The organism is Pseudohaemophilus parahaemolyticus (assembly GCF_938021905.1).
Classification (GTDB): Bacteria; Pseudomonadota; Gammaproteobacteria; order Enterobacterales; family Pasteurellaceae; genus Haemophilus_A; species Haemophilus_A parahaemolyticus_B.
This window is the reverse complement of sequence record NZ_CALIFA010000048.1, coordinates 1-26,896: the sequence shown is the minus strand read 5'-3', so window position 1 is coordinate 26,896 and position 26,896 is coordinate 1. Positions and strand designations below refer to the sequence as shown.

Below are 26,896 nucleotides of genomic sequence, written 5' to 3'. Positions count from 1 at the left end.
TAGTGGAACCATTAGTCAATGGTTGAAAGCCTTTCGGAAAAACGGTATAAATGGGTTCCAACTCAAACCCAAAAGTCGCCCAAGTATGAAACCCAAATACGCTAAAATGCCTCCACCACCCAAAACAGAAGAAGAACGTTTACGCCTACGCATCCTTGAGTGAGAAGCAGAGGTTGCTTTTCTAAAAAAGTTGGATGAAATAATCAAGAGGGACGAAGCCAAACGGCAGAAACAGTCCAAAGTTTGAGAGTGCATTATCCGTTAGAGATACTTTTGCCTATAGTGAAATGAGCTCGAAGCGAGTAAACCGAATGAGAAGTGGTTGACAGATATTACCGAATTTAGCGTGAAAGACGAAAAGCGCTATTTTTCCCCGATTTTAGATTGCTTTAATAATGAACTGATTGCTTATGGATTAAGTCGTCGCCCAAATGGTATGTTAGTGCAAGAAATGCTGTTATAAGCGGTTGAAAAATTGCCGAGAAATGCGAATTTGATATTACATTCAGACCAAGGAATCCATTATCAAATGCCGAGCTATCAACGCCTATTAGCGAAAAATAGGATTTCTCAAAGTATGTCTCGAAAAGGTTAGCAATGATTATGTCCGGTACTATAATGAAGAACGAATCCAATTAAAATTAAAAGGACTGAGTCCGATACAATATCGAAAGCAGCCCTTTAAATAACAGTCTAACTCGGGGTCAGATCACTTTGTGAATTAACGCGTGCTTGTACTTGTAGTTGTACGGCTTGCACGTTTACGTTCTACTTCGGTAAGAAGTTTTTTACGAATACGTACGGAAGTTGGCGTTACTTCCACTAATTCATCATCATCGATAAACTCTAACGCTTGTTCCAATGTCATTTTCACTGGTGTAGTAAGCGTTAAAGCATCGTCCTTACCTGAAGCACGCATATTGGTGAGTTTTTTACCTTCCAATGGATTTACGGTTAAGTCGTTTGAACGGCTGTGAATACCGATAACTTGACCTTCGTATATTTCTGCACCGTGCTCTACCATTAATTTACCGCGATCTTGTAAAGCGTAAAGTGAGTATGCCAATGCTTTACCTGTGCCGTTTGAAATTAATACACCGTTGATACGCTGACCAATTTCTCCTGGTTTCACATCATCATAGTGGCTGAAGCTTGAGTAAAGTAAGCCAGTACCTGATGTCATTGTCATAAAGTCATTACGGAAACCGATTAAACCACGACTTGGGATGATATACTCTAAACGGGTACGACCTTTACCATCTGGCACCATATCACGCACTTCACCTTTACGGATACCTAATGCTTCCATTACTGCACCTTGGTGCTGTTCTTCGATATCGATTGTCACTTGTTCGTATGGCTCCTGTTTACGACCATCAATCTCTTTGAAAATTACTTTTGGACGAGATACAGCTAATTCATAGCCTTCACGACGCATATTTTCGATCAATACCGATAAGTGTAATTCACCACGACCAGACACACTAAACACATCTGAGTCATCGGTTTCTTCAACACGCAATGCCACATTGTGTACTAATTCTTTTTTCAAACGTTCTAAGATTTGGCGTGAAGTTACATATTTACCTTCTTGACCGCAGAATGGCGAGGTATTTACGCAGAAGAACATTGTTACTGTTGGTTCATCTACAGTTAATGCTGGCAATGCTTCAACATTGTTAATATCACATAATGTATCAGAGATGTTGAGTTCGCCTAAACCAGTGATAGCAATAATGTCGCCCGCATAAGCTTCTTCTGCTTCATAACGTTGTAAGCCTAAGTGACCTAATACTTGACCGACACGACCGTTGCGAGTGTTGCCATCTGAATCAATGATGGTTACAGGTTGGTTTGGTTTTACTGTACCACGTTTGATGCGACCGATACCAATTACACCTAAATATTTGCTGTAATCCAATTGCGAAATTTGCATCTGGAACGGCTCTTCTAAGTGAACATCTGGCGGAGAAACGTGTTCTACAATCGCCTCAAATAAAGGATCCATATTTGGTGCTAAATCTTCGTGATCTAAGCCCGCAACACCGTTTAATGCTGAAGCGTAAATGATTGGGAAGTCTAATTGCTCGTCAGTTGCACCAAGGTTTACGAATAAATCAAATACTTGATCTACAACCCAGTCAGGGCGAGCACCTGGGCGGTCCACTTTATTGATAACCACGATAGGTTTTAAACCGTGTGCAAAGGCTTTTTGAGTTACGAAACGCGTTTGTGGCATCGGACCATCGAACGCGTCTACAACTAATAATACTGAATCTACCATTGAAAGCACACGCTCAACTTCACCACCGAAGTCCGCATGCCCTGGAGTATCTACGATGTTAATACGATAGTCGTTCCAGTTAATTGCAGTGTTTTTCGCAAGAATGGTAATACCACGCTCTTTCTCAAGATCGTTTGAGTCCATCACGCGCTCTTCAGTATCACCACGCGAAGTATCTAATGTACCTGAAAGTTTAAGAAGTTTATCAACGAGGGTAGTTTTACCGTGGTCTACGTGTGCGATAATCGCAATATTACGTAGTTTGTTTGTATCTAATTGTTGCATAAATAAAATGATTTTTGCCTATGAAGGAAAATAAAAAGGTGGGACAAGTCCCACCCTACGGAAATTTGAGGTGCTAAATTATACGCTAAATTACACCTATTGGCTATGAAGTAAGCGGTCTAATTTGGAAAAAGTTCTGTAAATATTTCTTGCTCTCATACCATGGCAATCCTAATGCAGAAATTAAGAAAAAAATAATTTCAAAAACATTATTTAAAATTGTTTAGAAAACAAATTTTATCTACTATGCCTAAAATTTAGTTCTTCATCGACTGGACAGGGGCTGGAATACGCCCGCCGCGGTTGACGAACACTTCGCAAGAGCCTTCTTTTACTGGCATAATCGGTGCATAACCAAGCAAGCCGCCGAATTCCACACTTTCGCCTACGGTTTTACCCGTAACAGGAATAATGCGCACTGCGGTAGTTTTACTGTTAATCATCCCAATCGCAGCTTCATCGGCAATAATGCCAGAAATAGTGTGAGCAGGGGTATCACCTGGGACGGCAATCATATCCAAGCCCACCGAGCAAACCGCTGTCATCGCCTCTAATTTATCTAACGTGAGAACGCCTTGTTCTGCGGCGGAAATCATACCTTCATCTTCTGAAACAGGAATAAATGCACCGCTTAAACCACCGACCGCACTCGATGCCATCATTCCGCCTTTTTTCACTGCATCGTTCAGTAATGCAAGGGCAGCAGTTGTGCCATGTGTGCCACATACACTTAACCCCATCGCTTCTAAAATCCGAGCAACTGAGTCACCCACCGCAGGGGTTGGAGCAAGGGAAAGATCCAAAATACCAAATGGAATATTGAGCATTTTAGAAGCTTCTTGCCCAATCAATTCACCTACACGAGTAATTTTAAACGCCGTTTTCTTCACCACTTCCGCCACTTCGGTAAGTGTTGTTGCATGGGAATTTTCTAACGCCTCTTTTACTACGCCTGGTCCTGAAACACCAACATTAATCACTGCATCGGCTTCACCCGAACCGTGGAAAGCCCCTGCCATAAAAGGATTATCTTCCACGGCATTACAGAACACTACGATCTTGGCACAACCAAAGCCTTCTGGGGTAATTTCGGCGGTCTGTTTAATCATTTCGCCCGCTAATTTTACTGCATCCATATTGATGCCCGCACGAGTAGAGCCGATATTCACCGAGCTACACACAATGTCAGTGGTTTTCATTGCTTCTGGAATCGAGCGAATCAACACCTCATCAGAGGGCGACATGCCTTTTTGCACTAATGCGGAAAAGCCTCCGATAAACGACACGCCAATCGCTTTCGCCGCACGGTCGAGGGTTTGGGCAATCGAAACGTAAGAATCCGCTTTGGTCGCTGCCGCAATTTGGGCAATAGGGGTAACAGAAATTCGTTGGTTCACAATCGGCACGCCATATTTTGCCGAGAGAATTTTGGCGGTTTCCACCAAATCTTTACCTACTCGGGTGATTTTATTGAAGATATTTTGGTTCAACTCATCAATATCGCTACTGATGCAGTCGTGCAAATCAATGCCAATAGTAATAGTGCGAACATCAAAATGCTGATCCGATACCATTCGAATCGTTTCTAAAATTTCGTTAGATTGAATGCTCATCTCGCCCCCTAAATGCGGTGCATCGCTTTAAATATTTGCTCATTTTGCAAGCGAATATCTAATTGTAATGCTTTGCTTTTTTCGCTACACAGTGCGGCTAATTCAGGGAAAGAAAGTAAACATTGAGCAGTGTCAACAAGGATAATCATCGTGAAATAATTTTCCATCAACTGCTGGCTAATATTAAGAATATTAATGTTATTTTCGGCTAAGATCTTCGCAACATCGTACACAATCCCAACACGATCTTGTCCAATAACGGTAATCACTGAATGGCTCATAGGAGTTCCTTTTTACATAATTAAAAATAAGCGGTATTTTTGCTATTTTTTTTACAAAAAAGCTGCCTTAATTATCTAAGACAGCCTTCAAATATTTTTAGAGTGAATTAAAGAAAATTACCAGAATAATTACTGGAATCACAAATCTTACGTAATTAAACCAAAGATTTGTAAATACTTTGCCTGCCCCTAATTCTTCTTTAGCTTCATCTTTTAAGACGAAACCAACAAAAATAGCACTACCTAATGCGGTTAAAATAAAGAGAATATTACCGCTAATGTAGTCAAAAGCATCAAAAATGCTTTTACCTATAATGGTGACGTCTTTCCAAAGATTATCGCCTAATACAGATGGAATATTTCCTAAGATGAAAATAACGGCTAATGTAACTGCAATCGCTTTTTTGCGTCCCATTTTCGTTTTTTCTTGTAAAGCGGTAATAATCACTTCATAAATTGTTAATGATGTTGTTAATGCAGCAACCACTAACAAACCAAAAAAAATAATCGCAAAGAGCGTTCCGCCCCACATATTTGAGAATACGATAGGTAAGCTTTGGAACACAAGGGTTGGACCAGAATTAGGCGGCACGCCAAAGCTAAATAACGATGGGAAAATCATAAAGCCTGCAAGTACTGCAATGATGGTATTCATAACACCTGTTATGGCAGCAGTTTTTACTAGGTTTTCATTTTTGTCTAAGTAGCTTGAAAGTGTAATTAACACACCGAAACCTAGACTTAATGCAAAGAATACTTGACCTAGCACAAAAACAAATAGTTGTGGGGTGATTTTGGAAAAATCTGGCATCAAATAGAATGAAATCCCTTCCATTGCACCAGGCAAGGTTACGTTACGAATCACCATCACAAGCAAGAATAAAAAGAGAATTGGCATTAAATATTTAACGGAACGTTCAATACCATCTACGATCCCTTTGACCAAAATGAAGTAGTTTAGGATAACAAAAAGAAGCGTGTAGGCAATAATACCCCGCAGATTGTCGTGGATATTCTCTTTTAAAAAAGATGCTGTGTATTCAACATTAAGTGGCTGAGAAAAATCTAGTTTGCCTGTTAAAAGACTGCCGATATATTCAAGCACCCAACCACCAAGCACCATATAATAGGCAAGAATCCCGAAAGCCCCAAGCAAACTAGTGTAACCTAAAATTTTCCAACCTACGGCAATTTTTTTACCATTTGCATGACCGCTAAACGCATCAATTGCATTCACTTTCATTCGGCGACCAATGACGTTTTCAACTAAGATCATCGGAATACCGATCACAATCATTGCAACACAAAATAAGAAAACATAAGCACCGCCACCATTTTCTCCAACTAAATAGGGAAAACGCCACGTTGCACCGAAGCCGACAGTTGCGCCTGCAACGGTCATCACATAAGCTAATCGGCTCGACCAAGACTGTCGTTCTTCTTGATTAGACATAAAAAATAAAATCTCCTAAAACAAATTTACCCTGTTCAGAAACAGGGTAAACCTGATAAACACACTAAAAATTAACGAATAATGCCACGTGTTGAGCGCTTGAAGAAATCAAGATAAACCGTAACCACAGGCTCTTTTAACGCCATTTCTTCTAATTCTGGTAAAATTTCTTCTACCGTTTTGCTTGAGGTGTAGATTAACTTATAAGCAGCTCGAATCGCGTGCATTGCGGGTTTATCAAAACCACGACGTTTTAAGCCTTCAAAGTTAATACCGAATGGGCGAGCGTGGTTACCTTGTGCCATCACATAAGGAGGTACGTCTTGGCTAACCATTGAACCACCGCCAAGCATCACGTGCGAACCGATCACAGCAAATTGGTGAATCGCAGACATTCCACCTACAATTACAAAATCATCTAACGTCACATGCCCTGCTAGAGTACCGTTATTTGCAATAATACAACGGTTACCAATGCTACAATCGTGAGCAATGTGGCAATTAATCATCAATAAATTATCGCTCCCAATACGCGTTACGCCACCACCTTGTACAGAGCCACGGTGAATGGTCACACTTTCGCGGATACGATTACGATCACCGATGATCGTTTTAGTCGGCTCACCTTGATATTTTAAATCTTGGTTAATTTCTCCAATACTCGCAAATTGGAAAATATGGTTGTCTTCACCAATCTCAGTAATACCATTGATAACCACATGCGAATGAATTTTAGTTCTTGCTCCAATTTTGACATCTTTGCCAATAACTGAAAATGGACCGATTTCAACGTGAGCACCAATTTGAGCACCTTCTTCTACTATCGCTAATGGGCTGATTTTTGCGGTTGAATCAATTAAACGCATAATAAGCTCCCTTTCCTAATTTGGATTATTTTCTTGCACACATTAAATCAGCTTCACAAGCTAATTTGCCATCAACATAGGCTCTACCTGTGAATTTTGTGATACCACGTTTTTCTGTTAAAAATTCTACTTCTAACACAAGTTGATCACCTGGTACAACAGGTCGTTTAAAACGTGCATTATCAATTGCAGCAAAATAATAAAGCTCGCCCTCTTTCATTTTGCCATAGCTCGCCACTGCCAAAATACCCGTTGCTTGAGCCATTGCCTCTAAAATTAATACGCCAGGGAAAATCGGTTTTTGTGGGAAATGACCTGTAAAGCAAGGCTCATTAACACTCACATTTTTTACTGCTCTTAACCATTCACCTTCTTCATAGTCCGTTACACGATCGACTAAAAGGAATGGATAGCGATGCGGTAGCATATCCATAATTTCCGTGACTTCAATTACCTTTGGTTCTCTATTTTCTTGAATTTCAATTGTCATTATTTAAAAGACCTCTATCAATTTGATTAAATTCAGTTTATTCAGCTAGTTTTTTTTCTAATGCTTTAACACGTTCATTGATCTTATCAATATTCATCGTTAAAGATGCGGTTTTACGCCATTGTTTATTGGTTTGAGCTGGAATACCTGATGAGTAAATGCCTTTTTCAGTAATTGGCTTCATAATCATACTCATCCCCGTAATAATCGCACCATCACAGATCTCCATATGCCCATTCAATACGCTTGCGCCACCAATTTGGCAGAAACGACCAACCTTCAAACTTCCTGCCATAATGACACCACCAGCAACCGCTGTGCCATAGCCAATGTGAACATTGTGAGCAATTTGGCAAAGATTATCGATAATCACATTATCTTCAATTATGGTCGGATCAAGTGCGCCGCGGTCAATACAAGTACAAGCTCCAATTTCTACACGGTTACCAATAATGACACCACCGGTTTGCGGGATCTTAATCCATTGCCCTTTATCATTGGCATAACCGAAACCATCCGAGCCGATCACTGCTGAAGACTGAATTAAACAATGCTCACCAATTTTCACTTGATGATAAACAGAAACATTTGCCCAAAGTTGTGTGCCTTTACCAATCTGACTATTTTGACCAACAAAGCAACCTGCTCCGATAACCACATCATCCCCAAGCTCAACGCCAGCCTCAATGACTGCATTCGCCCCAACTGATACATTCTGCCCTAATTTTGCTTCAGGCGAAATGACCGCACTTGGATGAATATTAGAAGCCGCTTTGGGTGTGCTATCCATATATTGAGCGAGTAACGCATAAGCCAAATAAGGATTAGCAACGATCATAATATTTTGATCTTCACGACAAAACGGAACATCGTCTTCGGTTACAATTATCGCCCCTGCTTGGCAAGCGGTTAAATTTTCGCGATATTTTGCATTAGAAATAAAAGTAATTTGCGAGCCGTTTGCCTTATCTAAAGCGGCAATGCTTTGAATAGGCAAATCGGTGTTACCTTTTACAGTACCACCGATGTGCTCCGCTAATTCAATTAAACGGAAAGTAGCCATTATTTTTTCGCTTCTTCAGGTTTAGCTTGCTCAGTTTTTGTTGCATCTGCTTTAGGTGCGTCTGCTTTTTGTTCAGGCAATTTAATTTCTGGATGTTTTGCTTTAATTGCATCTAACACAGCTTCAGTGATATCTTTACTTTCATCTTCCGCATAAAGTGCAATTTGTGGTTGAAGAATTAAGGTATAGCCTTTCGCTTTAGCCACTTCTTTAATAGTTGAATTCACTTCATCAATCGCAGTTTTTTGTGCTTCTTGAGGATTTAAACCACCGCTATTTTTATTTGCATCTTCAATTTTTTGTTGGAAAGCATCGGCACGTTTTTGGAAATCTTCTGCTTTTTTTGCAAACTCTTGTTCACGTTTTTGAATTGCAGCCACTTTGTTTTCAAAAGCTTTCGCTTTGCCTTCAATTTTTGCTTGTCGAGCTTGGATCTCTTTAGCACGTAAACGCGGTGCATCTTTTTCTAATTGGGCAACCTCTTTTTTTAATGTCGCTTCAACGGTTGCTTGTTCTTTTTGAAGATTTTTTGAATCAATATTTAATGCATCACGCTCAGCCGTTAGCTTTTTATTTTCTTCTGCTAATTTTTTATCTTCATCAGCAAATTTAGCCTGATTTTCTTTCATAAAGTTTTCAAATTTAATTGAAGCATCAAGGAGAACTGGATGGTTCTGCATCACATAACCAGGATCAACAAAACCGATGGTATCTGCTGCATTCACTACAGCTGAAGTAACAAATAAAGCACTTAATACACTGATTTTAAATAATTTTTTCATTTTTTATCCTTAATTTAAACGAATGAAAGCGGTCAAATTTGCAAATTATTTTACTAAATCAACCGCTTGTAAGAATTAGAATGTACTACCTATGTTAAATTGGAATTGCTCAATTTCATCATTCTCATATTTTTTGATTGGTTTTGCATATGAGAATGAGAGTGGACCAATTGGTGACATCCATTGGAATGCCACACCCGCAGAGGCTCTCACTCGTTTGTAATCGCCAAAATCTGGTAAAGTCGGGTAATCCAATTTTTTCCATTTAGTATTCCACACGCTTGCTGCATCAACAAACAACGATGTGCGAACATTGTGCTGGAATTTATCGGCAATAAATGGTGTTGGTGTAATCAACTCAAAATTTGCCGTTGCAATCGTATTACCACCAATAACATCATTACTTGCTGAGGTAAAGTTACCCGCATCTCTATTCCAATAAATTGCTTTAGGACCAATAGCACCATACGCAAAACCACGAATTGTACCAATACCACCTGCGGTGTACAATTGATAGAACGGCACTTCTTTACCACCAAAACCGTTGGTATAACCTAAACTTGCACGAGTTGAAAGCACCCATTTATGCTCGCGGTTTAATGGAATATATTTAGAGAAATCTGCATTAAAACGATAGTATTTATTGTCTGAACCAGGAATGGTTACTTTACCACCAATACTTGCACTTGCTCCTTCTGTTGGGAAATAACCACGGTTTAAGCTGTTGTAATTCCAACCAAATGAGAAATCGAAATCGTCCGCTTTCATTTTACCGTAACGGCTTGGATCATTTCCCACTAATGGGAAGTTCATTGAGCGAACGTATTTTTCACGTGTAAACTCACGCTGTACATTACTTAAACTATCGTGTGTATAACCTAGACCCGTATAGAATGAGTTATATTCATTTACAGGGAAGCCTAAGTTTACATTCGCCCCGTAACTGCGACGTTTATACGAAGAAACATTGTCATTTTTTGAGTTATCATAATCTTCGAAGAAAATGTTACCACCTAAACTTACCCCATCTTTTGTGAAGTATGGTTCGGTATAGCCTAAAGCAACACTTGTGCCGTAGTCATTACGTGTACCATTTAAGCTAATGGTTGACCCCATACCTAAGAAGTTATCTTGTTTGATACCGGCTTGGTAACTAATACCACTTTCTGTACCGTAACCAATACCAAAGTTGATGCTACCAGTATTGCGCTCTTTAATCGCATACACTAAATCCACTTGGTCGGTCGTATTCGGAACAGCTGGCATTTGCATATCAACGCTTTCATAGAAACCTGTTCTTTCTAAACGTGATTTACCAAGCGATGCCGCAGTAGTAGATAACCAAGCACCTTCTTGCTGACGCATTTCTCGACGCAATGTTGAATCAGCGGTAACATTATTGCCTTCAAAGCGAATTTTACGTACATACACACGCGGACCAGCTTCAACAACAAAATTAACTTGAACGGTTTTCGCATCCTCATCAAATTTCGGATAGAGATCGACTTGTGCTGAGCCAAAACCATTCTCACCTAATTTTTGTTTGATTGCTTCCTCAATTTTCAATAGATCAGCTTTGCGGAAAAGATCGCCCGTTTGGTAATCTTTTAACAAGGCGTTGAGTTGATTACCTAAATTTGCGGTGTTACCAATAATACGCACATCGCTTACTTTATATTGTTCGCCTTCTGATACCTGATAGGTTAAATTCACTTCTTTTTTATCATCAGAAAACTTCACATCCGTACCAGTTAAAGCAAATTTTGCATAACCGCGGTTCATATAGAAATCACGGATTGTATCTAAATCTTTTTCGTATGCTTGAGATTCAAACTTACTACTTGCAAAAATATTAAACCAAGAAACATCAGGCTGAATATCTAACTGCTTAGTTAATTCTTTTGAGTTAAATGCGTGATTACCCTCGAAATTGATGTGTTTTACGTATGCCACATCACCTTCTTTAATGTCTAATTTAACATTAATTCCGCCATTTTCTGCTCGGCTAGTAATCGTATCAATGGTTGCAGTATAACGACCAATAGAATGATAATGTTCAATCAAACCTTGTTTGAAAGATTCTAATTTTTGTGCATCAAAAACTTCGCCTTTCGCAATTAAATTAGCTTTTAAATTTTGCTCTAATGCATCTTTAGGAATTGCACCATTACCCTCAATATCTACGGTATTGATTAAAGGGCGCTCTGCCACTTTAATAACTAACGTATTGCCTTCACGTGCTGCACGCACATCTTGGTAACGATTTTGAATGAAAAGACTTCTTACAACATTCGCCACATCAGCATCTGTTGCTGTTTGACCGACACGAACAGGCAAAGCTGAAATGATCGCTTCGCCCGTTTCAGGCTGTACACCATCAACACGAATATCTTTTACTACAAATGGTGCAGCCATTACACCATTGGCAATTAAAAGAGAAGAAAGCAATAATTTTTTCATTGAAATTATCCTATGAAAGTTTTGTAAAAGAGTCAGCGATTTACACCGCTAGTTTAAAAATGAATAACATCATTGGTGAACGCAAATGCCATCAGCGATAACACAAAGAGCATTCCAAGCTGTTGAAAACGTAGCTGAAATTTCTCTGAAACAGGTTTTCGTTTTATCGCCTCCAACGCTAATAAAAGCAGTTGCCCACCATCTAAAGGTAGGAGAGGAAAGAGGTTCATCACACCTAAATTAACGCTAATTAATGCCATAAAACTGAGATAATACACCCAACCTATTGCAGCAGTAGCAGCAGCACCTTTCGCCATCGAAATCGGACCGCTCATATTGTTCAAAGACAACTCGCCTTTGATTAAATTCCCAATAAACTGGAAAATGCTATGAATAAGAGATCCGACCTTATCTACACTTTTGCCTATTGCAGTGAGCATATCATACTCTAGCACCGTCTGATATTTCTCGCCAATGCCTTCATAAGTTGGCGTAATACCAATAACATAACGATCTTTTTGCTTTTCAGGCATAATTTCAACCGCTTGTTTTTGTTGGTTTGAGCCTTCGATTTCAAGCGTAATTGGCTGCCCTGTTTGCACCGTTTTAACTAAATTTTGCCAATCAAATGGCTGATGATTTACCGTTAAAATTTTATCCTGTGCTTTCAACCCTGCTTTTTCAGCAGCTGAATCAGGTAAAACTTGGGCAATCTCAGGTTTAATCACCGTATTTTTAGGACGTATCCCTAAACTGGTTAATGGGCTTTCTTTTGTAGCATCAACTTTCCAATCTGTTAAATTGAGATAGAAACGTTGCGGATGATCTTCATCAATATTTGATCCTAAAACTTCTACACGTTCTGCCCCTAAATTATCAATTAACGCAAGACTTACTTCTTCCCAATCTAAAACGGTTTTCCCTGCGACCTGTTTGATCTCAAATTCAACAGGTACATTTGCTTGAGCTGCAATTGAATTAGGTAGCACCTGCCCAACAACAGGTTTAAGCGTTGGAATGCCACTAACAAACACCACCCAATAAGCGATAACCGCCAAAATAAAATTCGCAATAGGCCCAGCACTGATAATAAAGGCTCGTTGAAGCGGTGATTTTTTTGATAAAGATTGCGAAATCGGCACATCAATTTTCTGTTTATTGATTTCAGGCTCGCCACTCCACATCTGCACATAGCCACCAAGTGGAATCAATGAGAAAGCAAATTCTGTACCGTGCTTATCTTTTTTTCTAAATAGTATCTTGCCAAAACCAATCGAAAAACGAATGACTTTGACGCCACAACAGCGAGCCGCCCAGAAATGACCGTACTCGTGCACAAAAACAAGTATGCAGATTAAAATAAAAAATGAAATAATTGAGCTCATTCTTTACCTAAATTAAAGCACAAAGAAAAACATCGTAGCAAAGAACGGAATAGCTGCCGTTAAGCTATCAACACGATCTAAAATGCCACCGTGTCCTGGAATTAGATTACTGCTATCTTTAATGCCCGCTTGGCGTTTAAACATACTTTCAGCTAAATCTCCCAATACTGAAATTGCTACTGTTGCAACAGATACAGCAATAAACGGCATCGTTTCTAAAGTACGACCAAAAACATCGTTTGGCGTTGCCTGCAAGAACACAAATGCAATCACCCCCGAAGTAAATAAGCCGCCTAATGCCCCTTCCCAAGATTTACCTGGCGATACTTTTGGTGCCAGTTTATGTTTACCTAAAGCTCGACCAAAGAAATAAGCGCCAGAGTCTGCCCCCCAAACAAGCAAGAAAACATAAAGTAATAAATAAGTGCCTTGGTAAGCATCCAAAGTGTAATTATTAAAACGGATAGCCAATAAACCAATTAAGAACGGGAAAAGGGTACAAATACCGAATAAAAATTTTGCCACGACTGATTTCGCCCATAATTTTGCAGAGTTGGGATAAGTCACCACTAAAGCAAGAGCCGCCAACCACCATACACAAGCAATGAAAAGTGCAATAACGCTTAAATCTGTCATAAAGCGAGTCGCACTAATATAATCTGTATTCGCAACAACCAAAAGCAAAAGAATACAGGTCGTCACACCCGCAACAACTACGCGCGACATCTGGCTTTTAAAGCCCACAAATTGAGCCCACTCCCACATACCAAGCACCACTAATGCTGAAAGAGCAATCGTCAATGCCAAGGGAGGTAACCAAAAAATCGCTGCTAACGCTACAATAACCATTACAATCGCAGAAAGTACACGTTCTTTTAGCATTTTTTATTCCTTTCTTATTCTTTTTTTAGCAACCACCAAAACGGCGATTGCGTTGCTGATAAGCGATAATCGCTTCGCTAAATATATTATCATCAAAATCTGGCCATAAAACAGGCGTAAAAAAGAGTTCCGCATACGCAATTTGCCAGAGTAAGAAATTACTAATCCGCTGCTCACCACTGGTACGAATAAGTAAATCTACTTGCGGTTGCTCTTCAGTGACTAAGGCTTTTTCAAATACCTCTGCCGTAATTTGCTCAATTGCCAACTCACCCAATTTGACTTTAACCGCCATTTTTTGAGCAGCTTGAGTAATATCCCAATATCCACCATAATTCGCCGCAACATTTAAAATCAAACCTGTATTTTGAGAGGTCAGCTCCTCTGATTCTCTAATTTTCTTCTGCAAACTTTCGCTAAAACGAGATTTATCACCAATCACTTTTAACTGAATATTATTTTTATGAAGCTTTTTTACTTCAGAATTAAGTGCAGTCATAAACAATGTCATTAATGCAGAAACTTCCGTTTCAGGACGGCTCCAATTCTCACTGCTAAACGCATAAAGAGTCAGAACCTTGATCCCATATTTTGCAGCAAAACTTACTGCAGATCGCACCGCTTTCACCCCATTTTGGTGACCAAACACCCGCAATTTGCCTTGTTGTTTTGCCCAACGCCCATTACCGTCCATAATAATTGCAACGTGCTGAGGCATATTTTGAGGATCAAAACTCGCCATAATTTCTAATTTACTCATAATCAAAATGGCGATAACTATATCATAGTCTCGCCATTTCTCATAGTTAAACCCATTATGCTTAATGATTTTTTAACGCCTAAAATTCCGCCTTTTAGAATGAAAGCGTTGTGCTTGCGATTTTAAGTTCGTTGCCTCAGGCTTACGAACGGTTCTCACGTGTGGGATTTTTTGGCGTAAGTAGTAAAAAATCGTGGCGGAAAACAGCACGCCAGTCAGCACTAAAATAATCAGCTCGCCATAGAGTTGTTGAAATAATTTGTTTACTTTCACCTGCACACTATCTTCATATTGAGCATCAAAAGTTACTCGTAAAAAGCCAACTAGTGCTTGTTTAGCAAAAATTGGTTCCACAATTTGTTGGGTATTTTTTTGCTCAATGCGTTCTTTCAATGCTATCGAATGCTGACTCTGAGCAAGCAATTCCCCCGAGGCAGAATAAAGGTTCGCATCTAAAACAAACTCTTCTTTTGAGAAACTATCCAAAGCCTCAACCAACTCATCGGTTCCGGTATTTTTCATCAACATCAATGAAAACAAGTTCGCTTGCTGTCGCACTAATACGTGAGCAAGGTTAGAGACTTGGCTAATGCTCGCCAATTGCGAGCCCACTTTAAATTGATTTACACCGTTTAAAATCACGTCAATCGTTGCTACACAAAAGGCGAGCACGGAAATAAACACCAACGTTTTAGTTAATTTTTCGCGAGAAAAATACATAATTAAGCCTTATTTTGCTAAGCCTTTTTTCAACCAGTAATGGTAAGGAGCGGTTTCAGTTTCGCTTTTCAGCAGCTGATGCTCCATAAATTCGCAGAAACTCGGAATATCACGCGTGGTGGCGGGGTCGTCTGCAATAATGTGTAAAATTTCGCCCTCGTTCATATGACGTACAGTTTTGCGAGTAAGCATCACAGGTTCTGGGCAACGCAAACCTAGTGTATCTAAGGTTTGATCTGCGGTTAATTCTGTCATCTTAAACCTTTTTGTATCGACTAAATAATATAAGGCGATTAAAATACACTATTTTCCACCTTCACGCAAAAATAAGGAAGTCCATGCCGTTACTTATCATCTTTTTTGCTTTGATTCTTTATATCTATTGCGAGCTCTCACTTTTAGTCAGCATGAGTGCTGAACTCGGCATTTTTCCCACCCTTTTCTTGTTAATCGCTATTTCTGTGCTCGGCGTTTGGCTAGTGAAACTACGTGGTCTATACACAATACTTTCAATCCGCCAAGACTTAGCACAAGGCAAGCTTCCGACCGATGCGGTTATCAACTCCGTGCTCTTTATTATTGCGGGGATCCTGCTCATTATTCCAGGCTTTATCAGTGATATTTTAGCCATTTTATGCGTTCTGCCGTTTACACGTAAACTGATTAAATTATGGGGCTTGAATGTATTGAAAAACCGTTTTCAATTCGTCAATTTCACCGCAAATCAGACCGCTTACCAAGCAAAAGATGACAACGTGTTTGACGCCGAATTTGAACGCCAGCAAGATCCTGATAAGTGGGTTAAATAATGTTTAAAAGAAAACCCTTTAGCCGCAAGCCCGCTTTGCAAACTAAAGCGAAAAAACGACCGCTTGTTGCAGCCCCGAGTTTTGATGAAACGGTCGTAGTGCTCTTCAACAAGCCCTATGATGTGCTTTGCCAATTTACCGACGAGCAAGGGAGACAAACATTGAAGGATTTTATTGATATTCCGAACGTCTACCCCGTAGGTCGCCTAGATCGCGATAGCGAAGGTTTGCTCTTACTCACAAATCACGGCGAAATTCAGCACCGTTTGGCTCACCCAAAATTTGAGAAAGAAAAAACCTATTGGGTGCAGGTAGACAATATTCCAACCGAGGATGCGATTAGCCAATTGCAACAAGGTGTTGAGCTAAAAGATGGGCGAACAAAACCTGCAAAAGCCAAGCTAATTAACGCCCCAAATTTTAAGTGGGCAACCGCCCCGAAAATCCGTGAACGGAAAAATATCCCGACCGAGTGGCTAGAGCTAAAAATCAGCGAAGGCAAAAATCGCCAAGTCCGCCGAATGACCGCTCACATAGGCTTCCCTACTTTACGCTTAATTCGAGTAGGATTAGGGCAGTTTAAATTGGATGGGTTAGACGCGGGAGAGTATCGGGTTTTAACCGAAACCGAAAAAACGAAATTATTTGAACAAATAGGGTTAAATAGATAATGACCCAACGGGATAGTGTGGAGTTTCCTGCTGAGGGTAACAAGTTACCTTTGGTTAGTTATAATCCCACCTCGTTAGGGTAGTGAGAACTGTTCCCCAACGGGGAACGTTTATGCGTAACCGTGGGTAGTTCACCCACGGCAAGCGGTGGAATTTTAAGAGATTTTTGCAAATTAACTGTAAGTGTTTATCCTCACAGGAAACAAGGAACTTAAAATGAACAAAGCATATTGGGCAATCGTCAATCATTTTGATATTTACTAAAAAGATTATTCGATTCCTTTCTCTGTTAATTTTCTATACATATCACAGCCCTGAGTTTCAGCATTTTTACAAGCTAAACCAAAATAATATTTTGCTTTAGACTCATTTTTAGCAATTAAATCCGAAAGATATAACCACCCCAAATGCAGCTGTGCTCTGGCGTTTTGATATTTTGCAGAATCATACCAATATGCCCATGCTTGCCAATGATCTTTTTTCACTCCCTTACCTTCAATATAAAGTTCTCCTAGATTCACTTTTGCTCTCACATCACCATTTTCTGCCGCTTTTTTATACCAATGAGCAGCCTTAACGTAATCTTGCTGAACGCCCCAACCAAATTGGTAAGCATTACCGACGCTATTTTGTGCACCACGATCCCCTTGCAAAGCGGCTTTCTCAAACCAATAAAAGCCCTGCTTTTCATCTTTTGGCACGCCAATCCCCTCGGAATACTGCACACCTAAAAGATATTGAGCATCAGCCGAACCTTTTTCAGCCGCTTTCAAATACCACTTAGCCGCCTGCTCAAAACTTTGTTCAACGCGGTAGCCTTCGTAATACATTGCGGCTAGATAAAGTTGAGCTTCAATATTGCCTTGTTCTGCATAATGTGTAATGTTTTCTATTGGTATTCCTTTAAATTGTGGTGTTGTTGCCATAGTGAAGTCAGAAAAAAATAGTAAAAAGATAGTAAAAAAGAATTGTAACTTTTTCATTGTGGTTTCCTTGCATAAAAATAAAGCGTGAAGATTATTCACGCTTTATTTGGTTAGTTAGTCGTTTTTTCTTCGTTTAAGATATCATAGATTTCACAATAATGTGCAGATAGTTGTGGATTATTATTTGATTGATAATATTCACAAAGTAATTTAGCAAAAAGTTTGCTTGAGGGCTTATGCTCTACTGCTCGATCAGAAAAATATGCTAATGTATTGATAATGTCTTTTTTTCCTTGTTTTCTAATCCAGTCCAAGAAAAATCCGGATGTGTTACTAATTTAACTGCCCAATATCTATTAGGTATAGCGAGTGTAGTACATTTTAACATGTCATAATCCCCTTGTTCTGCTAAATTAGTAATTATTTTCTGTATATTCTTGAAATCATAGTCTGTATTTATGAATCGTGAGTTAGGATCCCTAGATAAATTGCTAAAGTATTGTCTGTATTCAGATAATTTTGCTTCTTCACAAAATTTTCTAATTCCTTTTTTATTACCTTTTTCAATAGAACGTAGCAATAATCCTTCAGAAGTAGATATATCTCTTATATTGTCATCATAAAAAATATTGTACCCACTCTTTAGTATATATTCATTATTTATAGAGGAATTGCTGTGGTAAGTGTAATAAGGGCTATTAACATAACGGGATAAATCTATTTTTTTATATTCTTTTTTATTAGGGAAATCTTCATAAATTTCACTAAGTAGCATAAAAGCGTCGTTATTTTGTTGTTTTGCTGATTCAAGTAAAAGCTCCATTGCTTTATGTTGATCACTTACCTCCTCTATAGAATATTGGGGATAAGATTTATTTAAAAGCATTACCGCTAAATCATATTGAGCAGATGAGTTTCCTAAATTAGCAGCTTTCTCATACCATTTTATAGCTTCCTTTTCATCTTTAGGGACAAAATCACCCTGTGCATAGGCTACGGCAACAGTATACTGAGCATTGCTATCGCCTAATTTGGCTTTTTTTAAATTAGAATTAAATTCATCTCCTATTAAAGCTTGAGCTGTTAAAGAAAAGGTAAGCATTAGTGTTGTGGTTAGTAACGTTAGTTTTTTCATTTTTATTCCTTAGGTAAAAATTTTTGTTTAAGTTGTAAGTAAAGTTGTTCAAATTTTTCTGTCGCTAACATTATTTTTGAGTTAATATCTTTTTGTTCAAAATAGTCGAACTGTTCTTCATCCATCATTGCCATTTCATTTGCAGAAATTTCATTAAGTGGTAAAATATTTTCTAAAATATTATATTTGATCACTTTTTGGATAAATTCATATTCATTACATCGTTCTAAATAAAGGGCTAAAATCCAAAGCCATTCATTCGGTAATCTTTCTTTTAAAAAAAGTACGGCATTTTCTTCAGGTAAGCCTAAATACCTTATGGAAAAACTGTGATTTTTAACGGTTTCCATTAGATAATTTTTGATTAAAGAAATACCACGCATAATTTCACTTTTCTGAAAGAAACCCACATTTTCTTCAAAATAGTAAAAAAGATATTCTCTTAATGTTGAAGTTGGTATTCTTTCGATAAGCTGTTCTAACGGTCGTAGTGCTTGCTGACAGACTGATGCCTGCTGATTTTTATTAAATAATCCACGAAGCATTGAAGTAATCGGGTTAATAATGCTTGAAAGTTCTATTGCCATAATAAAGTTCTCTTAGCTAAAAACAATGCACAAATTGTACAAAAAAAAAACAATTCGTCATCAAGTAAAATTTTACAAAAATCTTGATTTATTTTTCATCACTTATATATTTGGGCAATTAAACAAAACGATAGGAAACAAAATGAACAAATCATACTGGGCAATAGTAAACCATTTTGACATTGCCTTAAGCGAAAACGATTTACCATTTGGTACTGCAGAAGAAGTCGGTACAAGCGGTCGAAAAAGCGTAAAAATTGGCGAATATAAAGGTTTTCCGTTGAATTTAGTGCAAGCAACAGAAGCGGATTTAAGCCGTTGGGAATTTGTATTTTTACGCACGCAAATTGCTCGTCCGATGGAAGAAGCCTTGACGATGCACCGAGCGGTGGCACTAAATCATTTCCTTGAAACGCATAAATTTTGTGGAAAGTGTGGGGCAAAAACAATACTTTCAAAGAAAGAAATTGCGATGATTTGCCCAAGTTGTAACCAACACTTCTATCCTGTTTTAAGCCCAAGTATTATTGTGGCTGTGCGTCGTGGCAAACAGATTTTATTGGCAAATCACCAGCGTCATAAGGGCTCAATTTACACCACCTTAGCAGGCTTTATTGAAGCAGGCGAAATAGCTGAACAAGCGGTTGAACGTGAGGTATTTGAGGAAAGCGGTCTAAAAATTAAAAACATTCGCTATTTTGGTAGTCAGCCGTGGTCATTCCCCAATTCGTTAATGTTAGGTTTTTTAGCAGATTATGAAAGTGGAGAAATTCGTTTACAAGAGGAAGAAATTTGCGATGCGAGATGGTTTGATGCAGATAAGCCTTTACCTGAACTTCCGCCCAAAGGCACGATTGCGTTGCAATTGATTGAAGAAACGTTAAAAATTTGCCAATCAGAAAGCACATAACAATTGGCGAGATAAGCATCAGATTTTGTGGCTTATTCTTTTAAAATACCCGAATAATATGGTATAGTACCGCCTTACTCAGTAGCTTATCATTCTCACTTAGTAAAGTATATAAAGAGCAAAGAAGCTAAAGCCCACGGTTGGAACATTATGGCAAAACAGGACGCAGATTGTATCACCCTTGATTTGTTCGCAAGCGTGCCAAAAGTTGGGCGACCACGCACAAATCCTTTAAGTCGAGAACAACAAATTCGCATAAACAAACGCAATCAACTTAAACGCGATCGCTCATCTGGGTTAAGACGCGTGGAGCTAAAGTTGCATGCTGATTTAGTGCAACGACTTGAAGATGAAGCGAGCCAACGCAATATCACTCGCGGACAACTGATTGAATATATTTTAAATGATTATATCGGCAATCTTGCTGATAACAATAACAGGTAGGTAATTAATATGGCAGTAGTAGGTTTATTCTACGGTAGCGATACAGGTAATACAGAAAACATCTCTAAGATGATTCAAAAAGAGATTGGTGCAAATTTAATTGATATTCGTGACATTGCCAAAAGCACGAAAGAAGATATTGAAGCCTATGATTTCTTATTATTCGGTATCCCAACTTGGTATTACGGCGAATCTCAAGCAGACTGGGATGATTTTATGCCAACCTTGAAAGAAATTGATTTTACAGGCAAAGTTATCGGTATTTTCGGTTGTGGTGACCAAGAAGATTACGCAGAATATTTCTGTGATGCAATGGGTACAATCCGCGATATCGTAGAAGAAAATGGTGCAGTCATTGTCGGGCACTGGCCAGCAGAAGGCTATAACTTCGAAAGCTCACAAGCAGTAATTGATGATGAAACTTTTGTAGGTTTATGCATTGATGAAGATAGACAGCCTGAATTAACCGAAGGTCGTGTGAAAGCTTGGTGTAAACAGCTTACCGAAGAGATGTGCTTAGACCAATTAGCCTAATAGTTGAATAAAAAAATAACATTGATGAGGACAAAAGGTGACAGTGATGTCTGATGAAAATATTAAATTACTCAAAAGTGTTGGTTTAAAAGTCACTGAACCACGCTTAACTATTCTTGCGTTAATGCAAGAAACTCGTGAGCAGATGCAACATTTCTCAGCAGAAGATATCTACAAGCTATTGCTTGAAAAAGAATCTGATATTGGTTTAGCGACCGTTTATCGAGTATTAAATCAATTTGAAGAAGCGAGCATTTTGGTTCGTCATAACTTTGATGCCAATAAAGCTGTGTTTGAGTTGAATATCGAACAGGATCACGACCATATTATCTGTATGGATTGCGGTAAAGTCTTTGAATTCAAAGATCCTGATATTGAACGTCGCCAACGCGAAATCAGTGAAAAACACGGTATGAAACTCGCAACTCATAGTTTATATCTTTACGGTAATTGCCAAGATATTAGTCATTGTGAGACAAAAGAGAAGAAATAATCTCTTATATACTTAAAAAGCCAAAGAGAAAAACTCTTTGGCTTTTTTAAAAAATACGTTAAGAAATAAAAATAGGAATATCTGAATAAAAATGCGTTTTTTCTTCTTGGATGAAACCTGTCTTAATCATCACATCCCTTAACTGATACTGAATATTAAATAAATAATCATTTTTTCTTACTTCCTCCTGTTTGGCTGAAATAAAAAGTAAATCAGCAATATTCTTTTTATCGCAGGAAAAATAACTCGTACTCACAAAACCACCAATTTTATCTGGTTTACAACCAATAAGATAAAGAATTTCGAAAGGTATATTATCTGGTAACATTACTGCTTTTTCGAAACTCTTTTCTAATCTTAAATTCATCTCTTTTTGATTAGGATGACCTTTAATGACCAAAGTAAATCCATCACCGATAAAATATTTTCCTTTAGGATGAATATAATTTAATATTGCATTAAGATGTAAATGATATAATACCTCTTCTTCCTCTTTTGGTAGATCGAAAATTGTTGTTCCAGTAAATATAAAGGTCTTTTCTTGTTGAAAGATTTTTATTTTATCTTCTAAAGATTGAATGCTTATCCCTAATAATTCATTAAAAAAGTCTTTTTCTTCTTGAGTAAATTGGAGATATCTTTCTAATTCCATAATATAGCAATACTTTATACTACTCTTTAATAAAGATAACTTTTCATTTTTCAAAAGAGAATCATTCAATAAATAATAATGTGATTCAAAAAGTGAATTCCATAAATACCGAGCAATATCTTCATCTAAAAATGAAAGTTTATCCACATAAAACGATTGACTATCTATATCAATAATCTTTTTTAAGATTTCAGTAGAATAGTTTTGTTCTATTTTAGAAAGCGTTACCAACCCTTCTGAACCATCATCATAGAAATTAAGCTTTATATCTAGTACCTTATGCTTAAATTGCCAAATTATATGTAATAAAGGAATGAGCATCTTCCAAGAGTGGAATAAATTTATATGGAAGTTAAGTCGATACTGACAAAAACTATCCTCACTCAAAAGCGTAATAAACAATTGCTGAAACGCTGTTTGATCCTCAGAAATAATTGGACAATAACGAATAATTCCTTCTGGATACGATTCAATAATACTCTTGGAAATATTGAAACGTCCTAATCCAAATAATCTGATTGTTGCAATATCATCTTTATTTTCTGTAAAATGATAAAAATAATTTAAGGTTGGAATTGTTGCACAATCTAGATAAACTTCTACATTTTTTATATATTGTTCTGTCATAGTCGTAAATATAATAGTAATAAACGGGCATATTTTAAAGGAAGTTTGCTAATTCTTAAAATAAAAAACACGGGGAAACGCCCCGTGCTTAAACTCTCTAAATGAGAAATTACACCGCAAATGGATCGCGTAAGATCATGGTTTCAACCCGATCTGGACCTGTCGAAAGAATATCTACTGGCACACCAACTAACTCTTCAATACGTTTGATATAGTTAATTGCTGCTTGTGGTAAATCTTCTAATTTGGTTACGCGGAAAGTATTTTCTGACCATCCTGGTAAAGTTTCATAAATTGGCTCAATACCTTCCCAATCTTTTGCAGCTAATGGTGCATATTCTACGATTTCACCATTTGGCATTTTGTATGCTACACACACTTTTAATTCATCAAAGCCATCTAAAACATCAAGTTTGGTCATACAGAAACCAGAAATTGAGTTGATTTGTACTGCACGACGAATGGCAACCGCATCAAACCAACCACAACGGCGTGGGCGACCTGTTACAGAACCAAATTCATTACCTTTACGAGCAATTTCTGCTCCTGTTTCATCGAATAATTCTGTCGTAAATGGACCGCTTCCCACACGTGTGCAGTAAGCTTTAATAATACCTAAAACATAGTCTAAATGGCGAGGACCAAAGCCAGAACCTGTTGCCACACCGCCAGCCGTTGTATTTGAACTGGTTACAAATGGATATGTACCATGGTCAATGTCTAACATTGTGCCTTGTGCACCTTCAAATAAGATGTTTGCACCTTCTTTACGTGCATCGTGAAGCATTGTGGTTACATCCGCTACCATTTCTTTAATAATGTCAGCAATCTCAAACACATCATCTAAAGTTTTTTGGAAATCAACGGGCTCTGCTTTATAGTAATGCACAAGTTGGAAATTGTAGTAATCTAAAATTGATTTTAATTTTTCAGCGAAAAGCTCTTTATTGAACAAATCACTTACGCGTAAGCCACGGCGTGCCACTTTATCTTCATAGGCAGGTCCAATACCACGACCTGTTGTACCAATTTTATTCTTACCTAAAGCACTTTCGCGAGCGTGATCCATTGCAACGTGATATGGTAAAATTAATGGGCAAGCTTCTGAAATTTTTAAACGCTCGCGCACATTTACACCACGCGATTCTAATTCCCCCATCTCTTTCATTAACGCTTCTGGCGACAGCACTACGCCATTACCGATTAAACAAATCACATTATCGTGTAAAATACCACTTGGGATTAAGCGAAGGATAGTTTTTTCGCCATTGATAATCAAAGTATGACCCGCATTGTGACCTCCTTGATAACGTACCACATATTTTACACGATCCGTTAATAAATCTACAATTTTACCTTTCCCTTCATCGCCCCACTGAGCGCCGAGAATCGCAACACTTTTACCCATAGATTTGCCTCTTTAGTTGAGTTTATTAAAAGTTTGAATTAAAACGTAAAAAGACCCGATCTTTCGGGCCTTATTGATACTATTATTTTGTAGGCGATTTCATAAAGCGTAAGAAATCACTCTCAGGCTTCATAATTATGATATTAGTTTTACCTTCAGCGAAACTAGCTTCATACGCTTTTAAACTACGTACAAAAGCATAAAATTCAGACTCTTGTCCAAGTGCATTTGCATAAATACGAGTGGCCTCTGCATCGCCTTCTCCTTGTAGAGTTTCGGCAGTTTTCTTCGCATTCGCTTCAATTAGCACGACTTTTTTATCTACTTCCGCTTTGATAAATTCGGCTTTTTCTTCACCTTGTGAACGGTGTTCACGGGCTACTGCATCACGTTCTGCACGCATACGTTGGTAAATAGAAGATGAAACTTCATTTGGTAGATTAATCTGTTTAACACGCACATCTACCACCTTGATGCCCAGTTTTTCCGCACCATCATCCCCGTAATTTAAGGCTTTTTGAGCTCCAGCCATCAATTCACCACGAGAACCAGAAACAATATCTTTAATGGTACGAGAACCAATTTCTGAACGCAAGCGGTCATTGACTTTGCGACGCAATAAATCGGAGGCTTTTTGATAATCTCCACCTGTCGAAGTATAGAATTGACCAAAATCACTGATTCGCCATTTTACATAGGAATCCACAAGCAAATCCTTTTTCTCAACAGTCACGAATCGATCTTCTTTACCATCTAAGGTTTGAATACGAGCATCTAGCACTTTCAAGCTATCCATAAATGTAACTTTAAAATGCAAGCCTGGTGTGTAAATCACCACTTTTTGCTCCCCATCACGATGGACTTTGTTGAATCTCAACATAATACCGCGCCCACCTTCTGGAACAATAGTCATAGACTGGAATAAAACAAATGCCACAACAGCCAGTACAGGCAATAATAATTTACGCATTAGAATCTCCCTCTACGAATTTCTGGTTGTGGTTGCTCTTGTACCGCAATTTTAGGTTGTACAGGTTGTTGAATCACAGGCTCTGCCATAATTGTTTTCGTTTTAGGCTGAGAGGCGGTCGGATTCCCTAACAGTTTTTCCAATGGTAATACATTGATATTTGCACCACCTTCCATCACAATTTTCGGTGTATTCGACATTACTTTATCCATCGTTTGCAAATATAAACGTTCACGAGTTAATTGCGGTGCAGATTTATACTCTGGCAACAATTTGATGAAACGCTCTACCTCACCTTGAGCCTCTAGCACCACTTTTTCTTTATAAGCGGTTGCTTGCTCAATAATACGCTGTGCTTGACCACGTGCAATAGGCTCTTTACCACGAGCATAGGCTTCTGCTTCACGAATTAAACGTTGCTCATCTTCTTGAGCTTTGATCGCATCGTCAAAGGCTGCTTTTACCTCTTCGGGTGGACGAGCATATTGGAAATTTACATCGGTAATAAGTAATCCCATATCATAGTTTTTGATAATATCGCGCAAAGTGTTCCACGTTTGTTCACGTACAGTTGCACGACCTGTCGTAAGAATTTCATCCATTTTCATATGCCCGATAACATAGCGTAAAGCACTATCAGTTGCTTGTTTCAAGCTATCATTTGGATTATTCACGCTAAAAAGATATTTCGCTGGCTCTTCCACTCGATACTGTACGGTCATTTCAACCTGAACCATATTTTCATCTTGCGTAAGCATTGAACCGCTTGTATTGAGTTCCATCACACGTTCAATGTTTACTGGAATAACATCATCAATAAAAGTTGCCTTCCAATTTAAACCAGGTAAAACGACTTGATTAAGCTTACCAAAACGCGTTACAACACCTCGCTCAGCCTCTTGCACAGTATAGAAACCAGAAGCTCCCCAAATAACTGCGGCTAAAGTAATAATAGCAGGAATAAACTTACCAAAAGATGCGGGTTGTTGGTTCCCATTTTTATCTTTCTTACCTCCCATTTTACGAAGTAAGCTAGAGAATGCTTCTTCTAAATCAGGTGGCTGTTGATTATTCTGTTGCTTTGGTTCTTGCTGTTCTGAACCATTATCTTGTTGCTCAGACTTCTTTTGACCCGGTTTGCTCCAAGGATCTTGGTTGTCTGATAAATAGAATGACATACGCTCTCCATAGATGAATTAGAATGTTCTAATCAATAATGTTTAACTTGAAGATTGTACCTATTTGGACGGGGTTTTACTAGCTTATTTAATGAGAAATTTTCCAATTTTTTAACAAATTATACGATTAACAAAAGCAAAAACCCCGTTGTAGCAATACAGCGGGGTTGGGTATTCAATCTGGCGATGCCCTACTCTCACATGGGGAATCCCCACACTACCATCGGC

Annotated in this window: 28 protein-coding genes and 2 pseudogenes; 9 read left to right on the top strand and 21 right to left on the bottom strand. The window is 38.3% G+C overall.

Translation table 11 applies throughout. The features are described 5' to 3' along the window. The 3 genes and pseudogenes from QMF79_RS10420 to QMF79_RS10410 all read left to right on the top strand — a co-directional run. A pseudogene (locus QMF79_RS10420) lies at window positions 1-276 on the top strand (IS3 family transposase); the annotation flags it as partial. 37 nt (window positions 277-313) lie between these two features. Further along, window positions 314-463, top strand: a pseudogene (locus QMF79_RS10415) (hypothetical protein); the annotation flags it as partial. A 97-nt stretch (window positions 464-560) separates the two neighbouring features. Further along, complete coding sequence (locus tag QMF79_RS10410) at window positions 561-689, top strand: IS3 family transposase (RefSeq protein WP_425591881.1); 129 nt, start codon at window positions 561-563, stop codon at window positions 687-689. Between the two features lie 32 nt (window positions 690-721). On the opposite strand, the gene typA is transcribed toward QMF79_RS10410, so the two are convergent. From typA to tusA, 14 genes are all read right to left on the bottom strand, one after another. Continuing rightward, window positions 722-2,569, bottom strand: a complete 1,848-nt coding sequence (gene typA, locus QMF79_RS04515; RefSeq protein ID WP_040217848.1) for a translational GTPase TypA — start codon at window positions 2,567-2,569, stop codon at window positions 722-724. A gap of 257 nt (window positions 2,570-2,826) precedes the next feature. Beyond that, entirely contained in the window at window positions 2,827-4,182 is a 1,356-nt protein-coding gene (locus tag QMF79_RS04510) for a PFL family protein (protein ID WP_281772925.1), read from the bottom strand. Between the two features lie 8 nt (window positions 4,183-4,190). After that, entirely contained in the window at window positions 4,191-4,463 is a 273-nt protein-coding gene (locus QMF79_RS04505) for an ACT domain-containing protein (protein WP_281772924.1), read from the bottom strand. Between the two features lie 97 nt (window positions 4,464-4,560). Then, entirely contained in the window at window positions 4,561-5,916 is a 1,356-nt protein-coding gene (locus QMF79_RS04500) for a sodium-dependent transporter (RefSeq protein WP_281772923.1), read from the bottom strand. A gap of 71 nt (window positions 5,917-5,987) precedes the next feature. Continuing rightward, a complete protein-coding gene (lpxA, locus tag QMF79_RS04495; RefSeq protein WP_281772922.1) occupies window positions 5,988-6,782 on the bottom strand; it encodes an acyl-ACP--UDP-N-acetylglucosamine O-acyltransferase in 795 nt (264 codons plus the stop codon). A gap of 25 nt (window positions 6,783-6,807) precedes the next feature. Further along, window positions 6,808-7,272 (bottom strand): 3-hydroxyacyl-ACP dehydratase FabZ, encoded by a 465-nt coding sequence (gene fabZ / locus QMF79_RS04490; protein WP_111313532.1) that lies wholly within the window; start codon window positions 7,270-7,272, stop codon window positions 6,808-6,810. Between the two features lie 37 nt (window positions 7,273-7,309). Next, a complete protein-coding gene (gene lpxD, locus QMF79_RS04485; protein ID WP_281772921.1) occupies window positions 7,310-8,335 on the bottom strand; it encodes a UDP-3-O-(3-hydroxymyristoyl)glucosamine N-acyltransferase in 1,026 nt (341 codons plus the stop codon). Next, a complete protein-coding gene (locus QMF79_RS04480; protein ID WP_281772920.1) occupies window positions 8,335-9,117 on the bottom strand; it encodes an OmpH family outer membrane protein in 783 nt (260 codons plus the stop codon). The genes lpxD and QMF79_RS04480 overlap by 1 nt, the downstream gene beginning before the upstream one ends. A 75-nt stretch (window positions 9,118-9,192) precedes the next feature. Beyond that, window positions 9,193-11,577, bottom strand: a complete 2,385-nt coding sequence (bamA, locus tag QMF79_RS04475) for an outer membrane protein assembly factor BamA (RefSeq protein WP_281772919.1) — start codon at window positions 11,575-11,577, stop codon at window positions 9,193-9,195. 53 nt (window positions 11,578-11,630) lie between these two features. After that, a complete protein-coding gene (gene rseP, locus QMF79_RS04470) occupies window positions 11,631-12,962 on the bottom strand; it encodes an RIP metalloprotease RseP (RefSeq protein WP_281772918.1) in 1,332 nt (443 codons plus the stop codon). A 12-nt stretch (window positions 12,963-12,974) separates the two neighbouring features. Then, the gene (locus QMF79_RS04465; RefSeq protein ID WP_281772917.1) at window positions 12,975-13,844 is read right to left on the bottom strand and encodes a phosphatidate cytidylyltransferase; all 870 of its coding nucleotides are present in this window, start codon (window positions 13,842-13,844) and stop codon (window positions 12,975-12,977) included. A 25-nt stretch (window positions 13,845-13,869) separates the two neighbouring features. Then, window positions 13,870-14,586, bottom strand: a complete 717-nt coding sequence (uppS, locus tag QMF79_RS04460) for a polyprenyl diphosphate synthase (protein ID WP_281772926.1) — start codon at window positions 14,584-14,586, stop codon at window positions 13,870-13,872. A gap of 90 nt (window positions 14,587-14,676) precedes the next feature. Continuing rightward, window positions 14,677-15,324 (bottom strand): YtjB family periplasmic protein, encoded by a 648-nt coding sequence (locus QMF79_RS04455; protein WP_281772916.1) that lies wholly within the window; start codon window positions 15,322-15,324, stop codon window positions 14,677-14,679. 9 nt (window positions 15,325-15,333) lie between these two features. After that, window positions 15,334-15,579 (bottom strand): sulfurtransferase TusA, encoded by a 246-nt coding sequence (gene tusA / locus QMF79_RS04450; protein ID WP_040217875.1) that lies wholly within the window; start codon window positions 15,577-15,579, stop codon window positions 15,334-15,336. A gap of 83 nt (window positions 15,580-15,662) precedes the next feature. Here tusA and QMF79_RS04445 point away from each other — a divergent pair, with 83 nt between their 5' ends. Both QMF79_RS04445 and QMF79_RS04440 read left to right on the top strand, forming a co-directional pair. Beyond that, complete coding sequence (locus QMF79_RS04445; RefSeq protein WP_281772915.1) at window positions 15,663-16,133, top strand: FxsA family protein; 471 nt, start codon at window positions 15,663-15,665, stop codon at window positions 16,131-16,133. Further along, window positions 16,133-16,804 (top strand): pseudouridine synthase, encoded by a 672-nt coding sequence (locus tag QMF79_RS04440; protein WP_281772914.1) that lies wholly within the window; start codon window positions 16,133-16,135, stop codon window positions 16,802-16,804. The genes QMF79_RS04445 and QMF79_RS04440 overlap by 1 nt, the downstream gene beginning before the upstream one ends. Window positions 16,805-17,073: 269 nt before the next feature. Here QMF79_RS04440 and QMF79_RS04435 read toward each other — a convergent pair whose 3' ends face one another. From QMF79_RS04435 to QMF79_RS04425, 3 genes are all read right to left on the bottom strand, one after another. After that, window positions 17,074-17,787 carry a tetratricopeptide repeat protein gene (locus QMF79_RS04435; RefSeq protein ID WP_281772913.1) on the bottom strand — a complete coding sequence of 238 codons (714 nt, stop codon included), beginning with the start codon at window positions 17,785-17,787 and terminating at the stop codon, window positions 17,074-17,076. 208 nt (window positions 17,788-17,995) lie between these two features. Beyond that, window positions 17,996-18,865, bottom strand: coding sequence for a tetratricopeptide repeat protein (locus tag QMF79_RS04430; RefSeq protein WP_281772912.1), 870 nt, complete (start codon window positions 18,863-18,865; stop codon window positions 17,996-17,998). A gap of 2 nt (window positions 18,866-18,867) precedes the next feature. Continuing rightward, on the bottom strand, window positions 18,868-19,452 hold the full coding sequence (locus tag QMF79_RS04425; protein ID WP_281772911.1) for a hypothetical protein: 585 nt from the start codon (window positions 19,450-19,452) through the stop codon (window positions 18,868-18,870). 142 nt (window positions 19,453-19,594) lie between these two features. Between QMF79_RS04425 and nudC the strand changes: the two genes are divergently transcribed. The 4 genes from nudC (at window position 19,595) to fur (ending at window position 21,833) form a co-directional block, all read left to right on the top strand. Then, entirely contained in the window at window positions 19,595-20,362 is a 768-nt protein-coding gene (gene nudC / locus QMF79_RS04420) for an NAD(+) diphosphatase (protein WP_281772910.1), read from the top strand. A gap of 150 nt (window positions 20,363-20,512) precedes the next feature. Further along, window positions 20,513-20,806, top strand: coding sequence for a LexA regulated protein (gene ybfE, locus QMF79_RS04415; RefSeq protein WP_281772909.1), 294 nt, complete (start codon window positions 20,513-20,515; stop codon window positions 20,804-20,806). Window positions 20,807-20,815: 9 nt separating this feature from the next. Next, entirely contained in the window at window positions 20,816-21,340 is a 525-nt protein-coding gene (gene fldA / locus QMF79_RS04410; RefSeq protein WP_281772908.1) for a flavodoxin FldA, read from the top strand. Window positions 21,341-21,386: 46 nt separating this feature from the next. After that, window positions 21,387-21,833, top strand: a complete 447-nt coding sequence (gene fur, locus QMF79_RS04405; protein ID WP_281772907.1) for a ferric iron uptake transcriptional regulator — start codon at window positions 21,387-21,389, stop codon at window positions 21,831-21,833. A 58-nt stretch (window positions 21,834-21,891) separates the two neighbouring features. On the opposite strand, the gene QMF79_RS04400 is transcribed toward fur, so the two are convergent. The 4 genes from QMF79_RS04400 to hflK form a co-directional block, all read right to left on the bottom strand. Beyond that, window positions 21,892-23,112, bottom strand: a complete 1,221-nt coding sequence (locus QMF79_RS04400) for a hypothetical protein (RefSeq protein WP_281772906.1) — start codon at window positions 23,110-23,112, stop codon at window positions 21,892-21,894. 109 nt (window positions 23,113-23,221) lie between these two features. Then, window positions 23,222-24,520: an adenylosuccinate synthase gene (locus QMF79_RS04395; RefSeq protein WP_281772905.1), complete on the bottom strand. Its 1,299-nt coding sequence runs from the start codon at window positions 24,518-24,520 to the stop codon at window positions 23,222-23,224. A gap of 82 nt (window positions 24,521-24,602) precedes the next feature. Further along, window positions 24,603-25,490, bottom strand: coding sequence for a protease modulator HflC (gene hflC / locus QMF79_RS04390; protein ID WP_281772904.1), 888 nt, complete (start codon window positions 25,488-25,490; stop codon window positions 24,603-24,605). Further along, window positions 25,490-26,668, bottom strand: coding sequence for an FtsH protease activity modulator HflK (hflK, locus tag QMF79_RS04385; RefSeq protein WP_281772903.1), 1,179 nt, complete (start codon window positions 26,666-26,668; stop codon window positions 25,490-25,492). The genes hflC and hflK overlap by 1 nt, the downstream gene beginning before the upstream one ends. Between the last annotated feature and the right edge of the window lie 228 nt (window positions 26,669-26,896).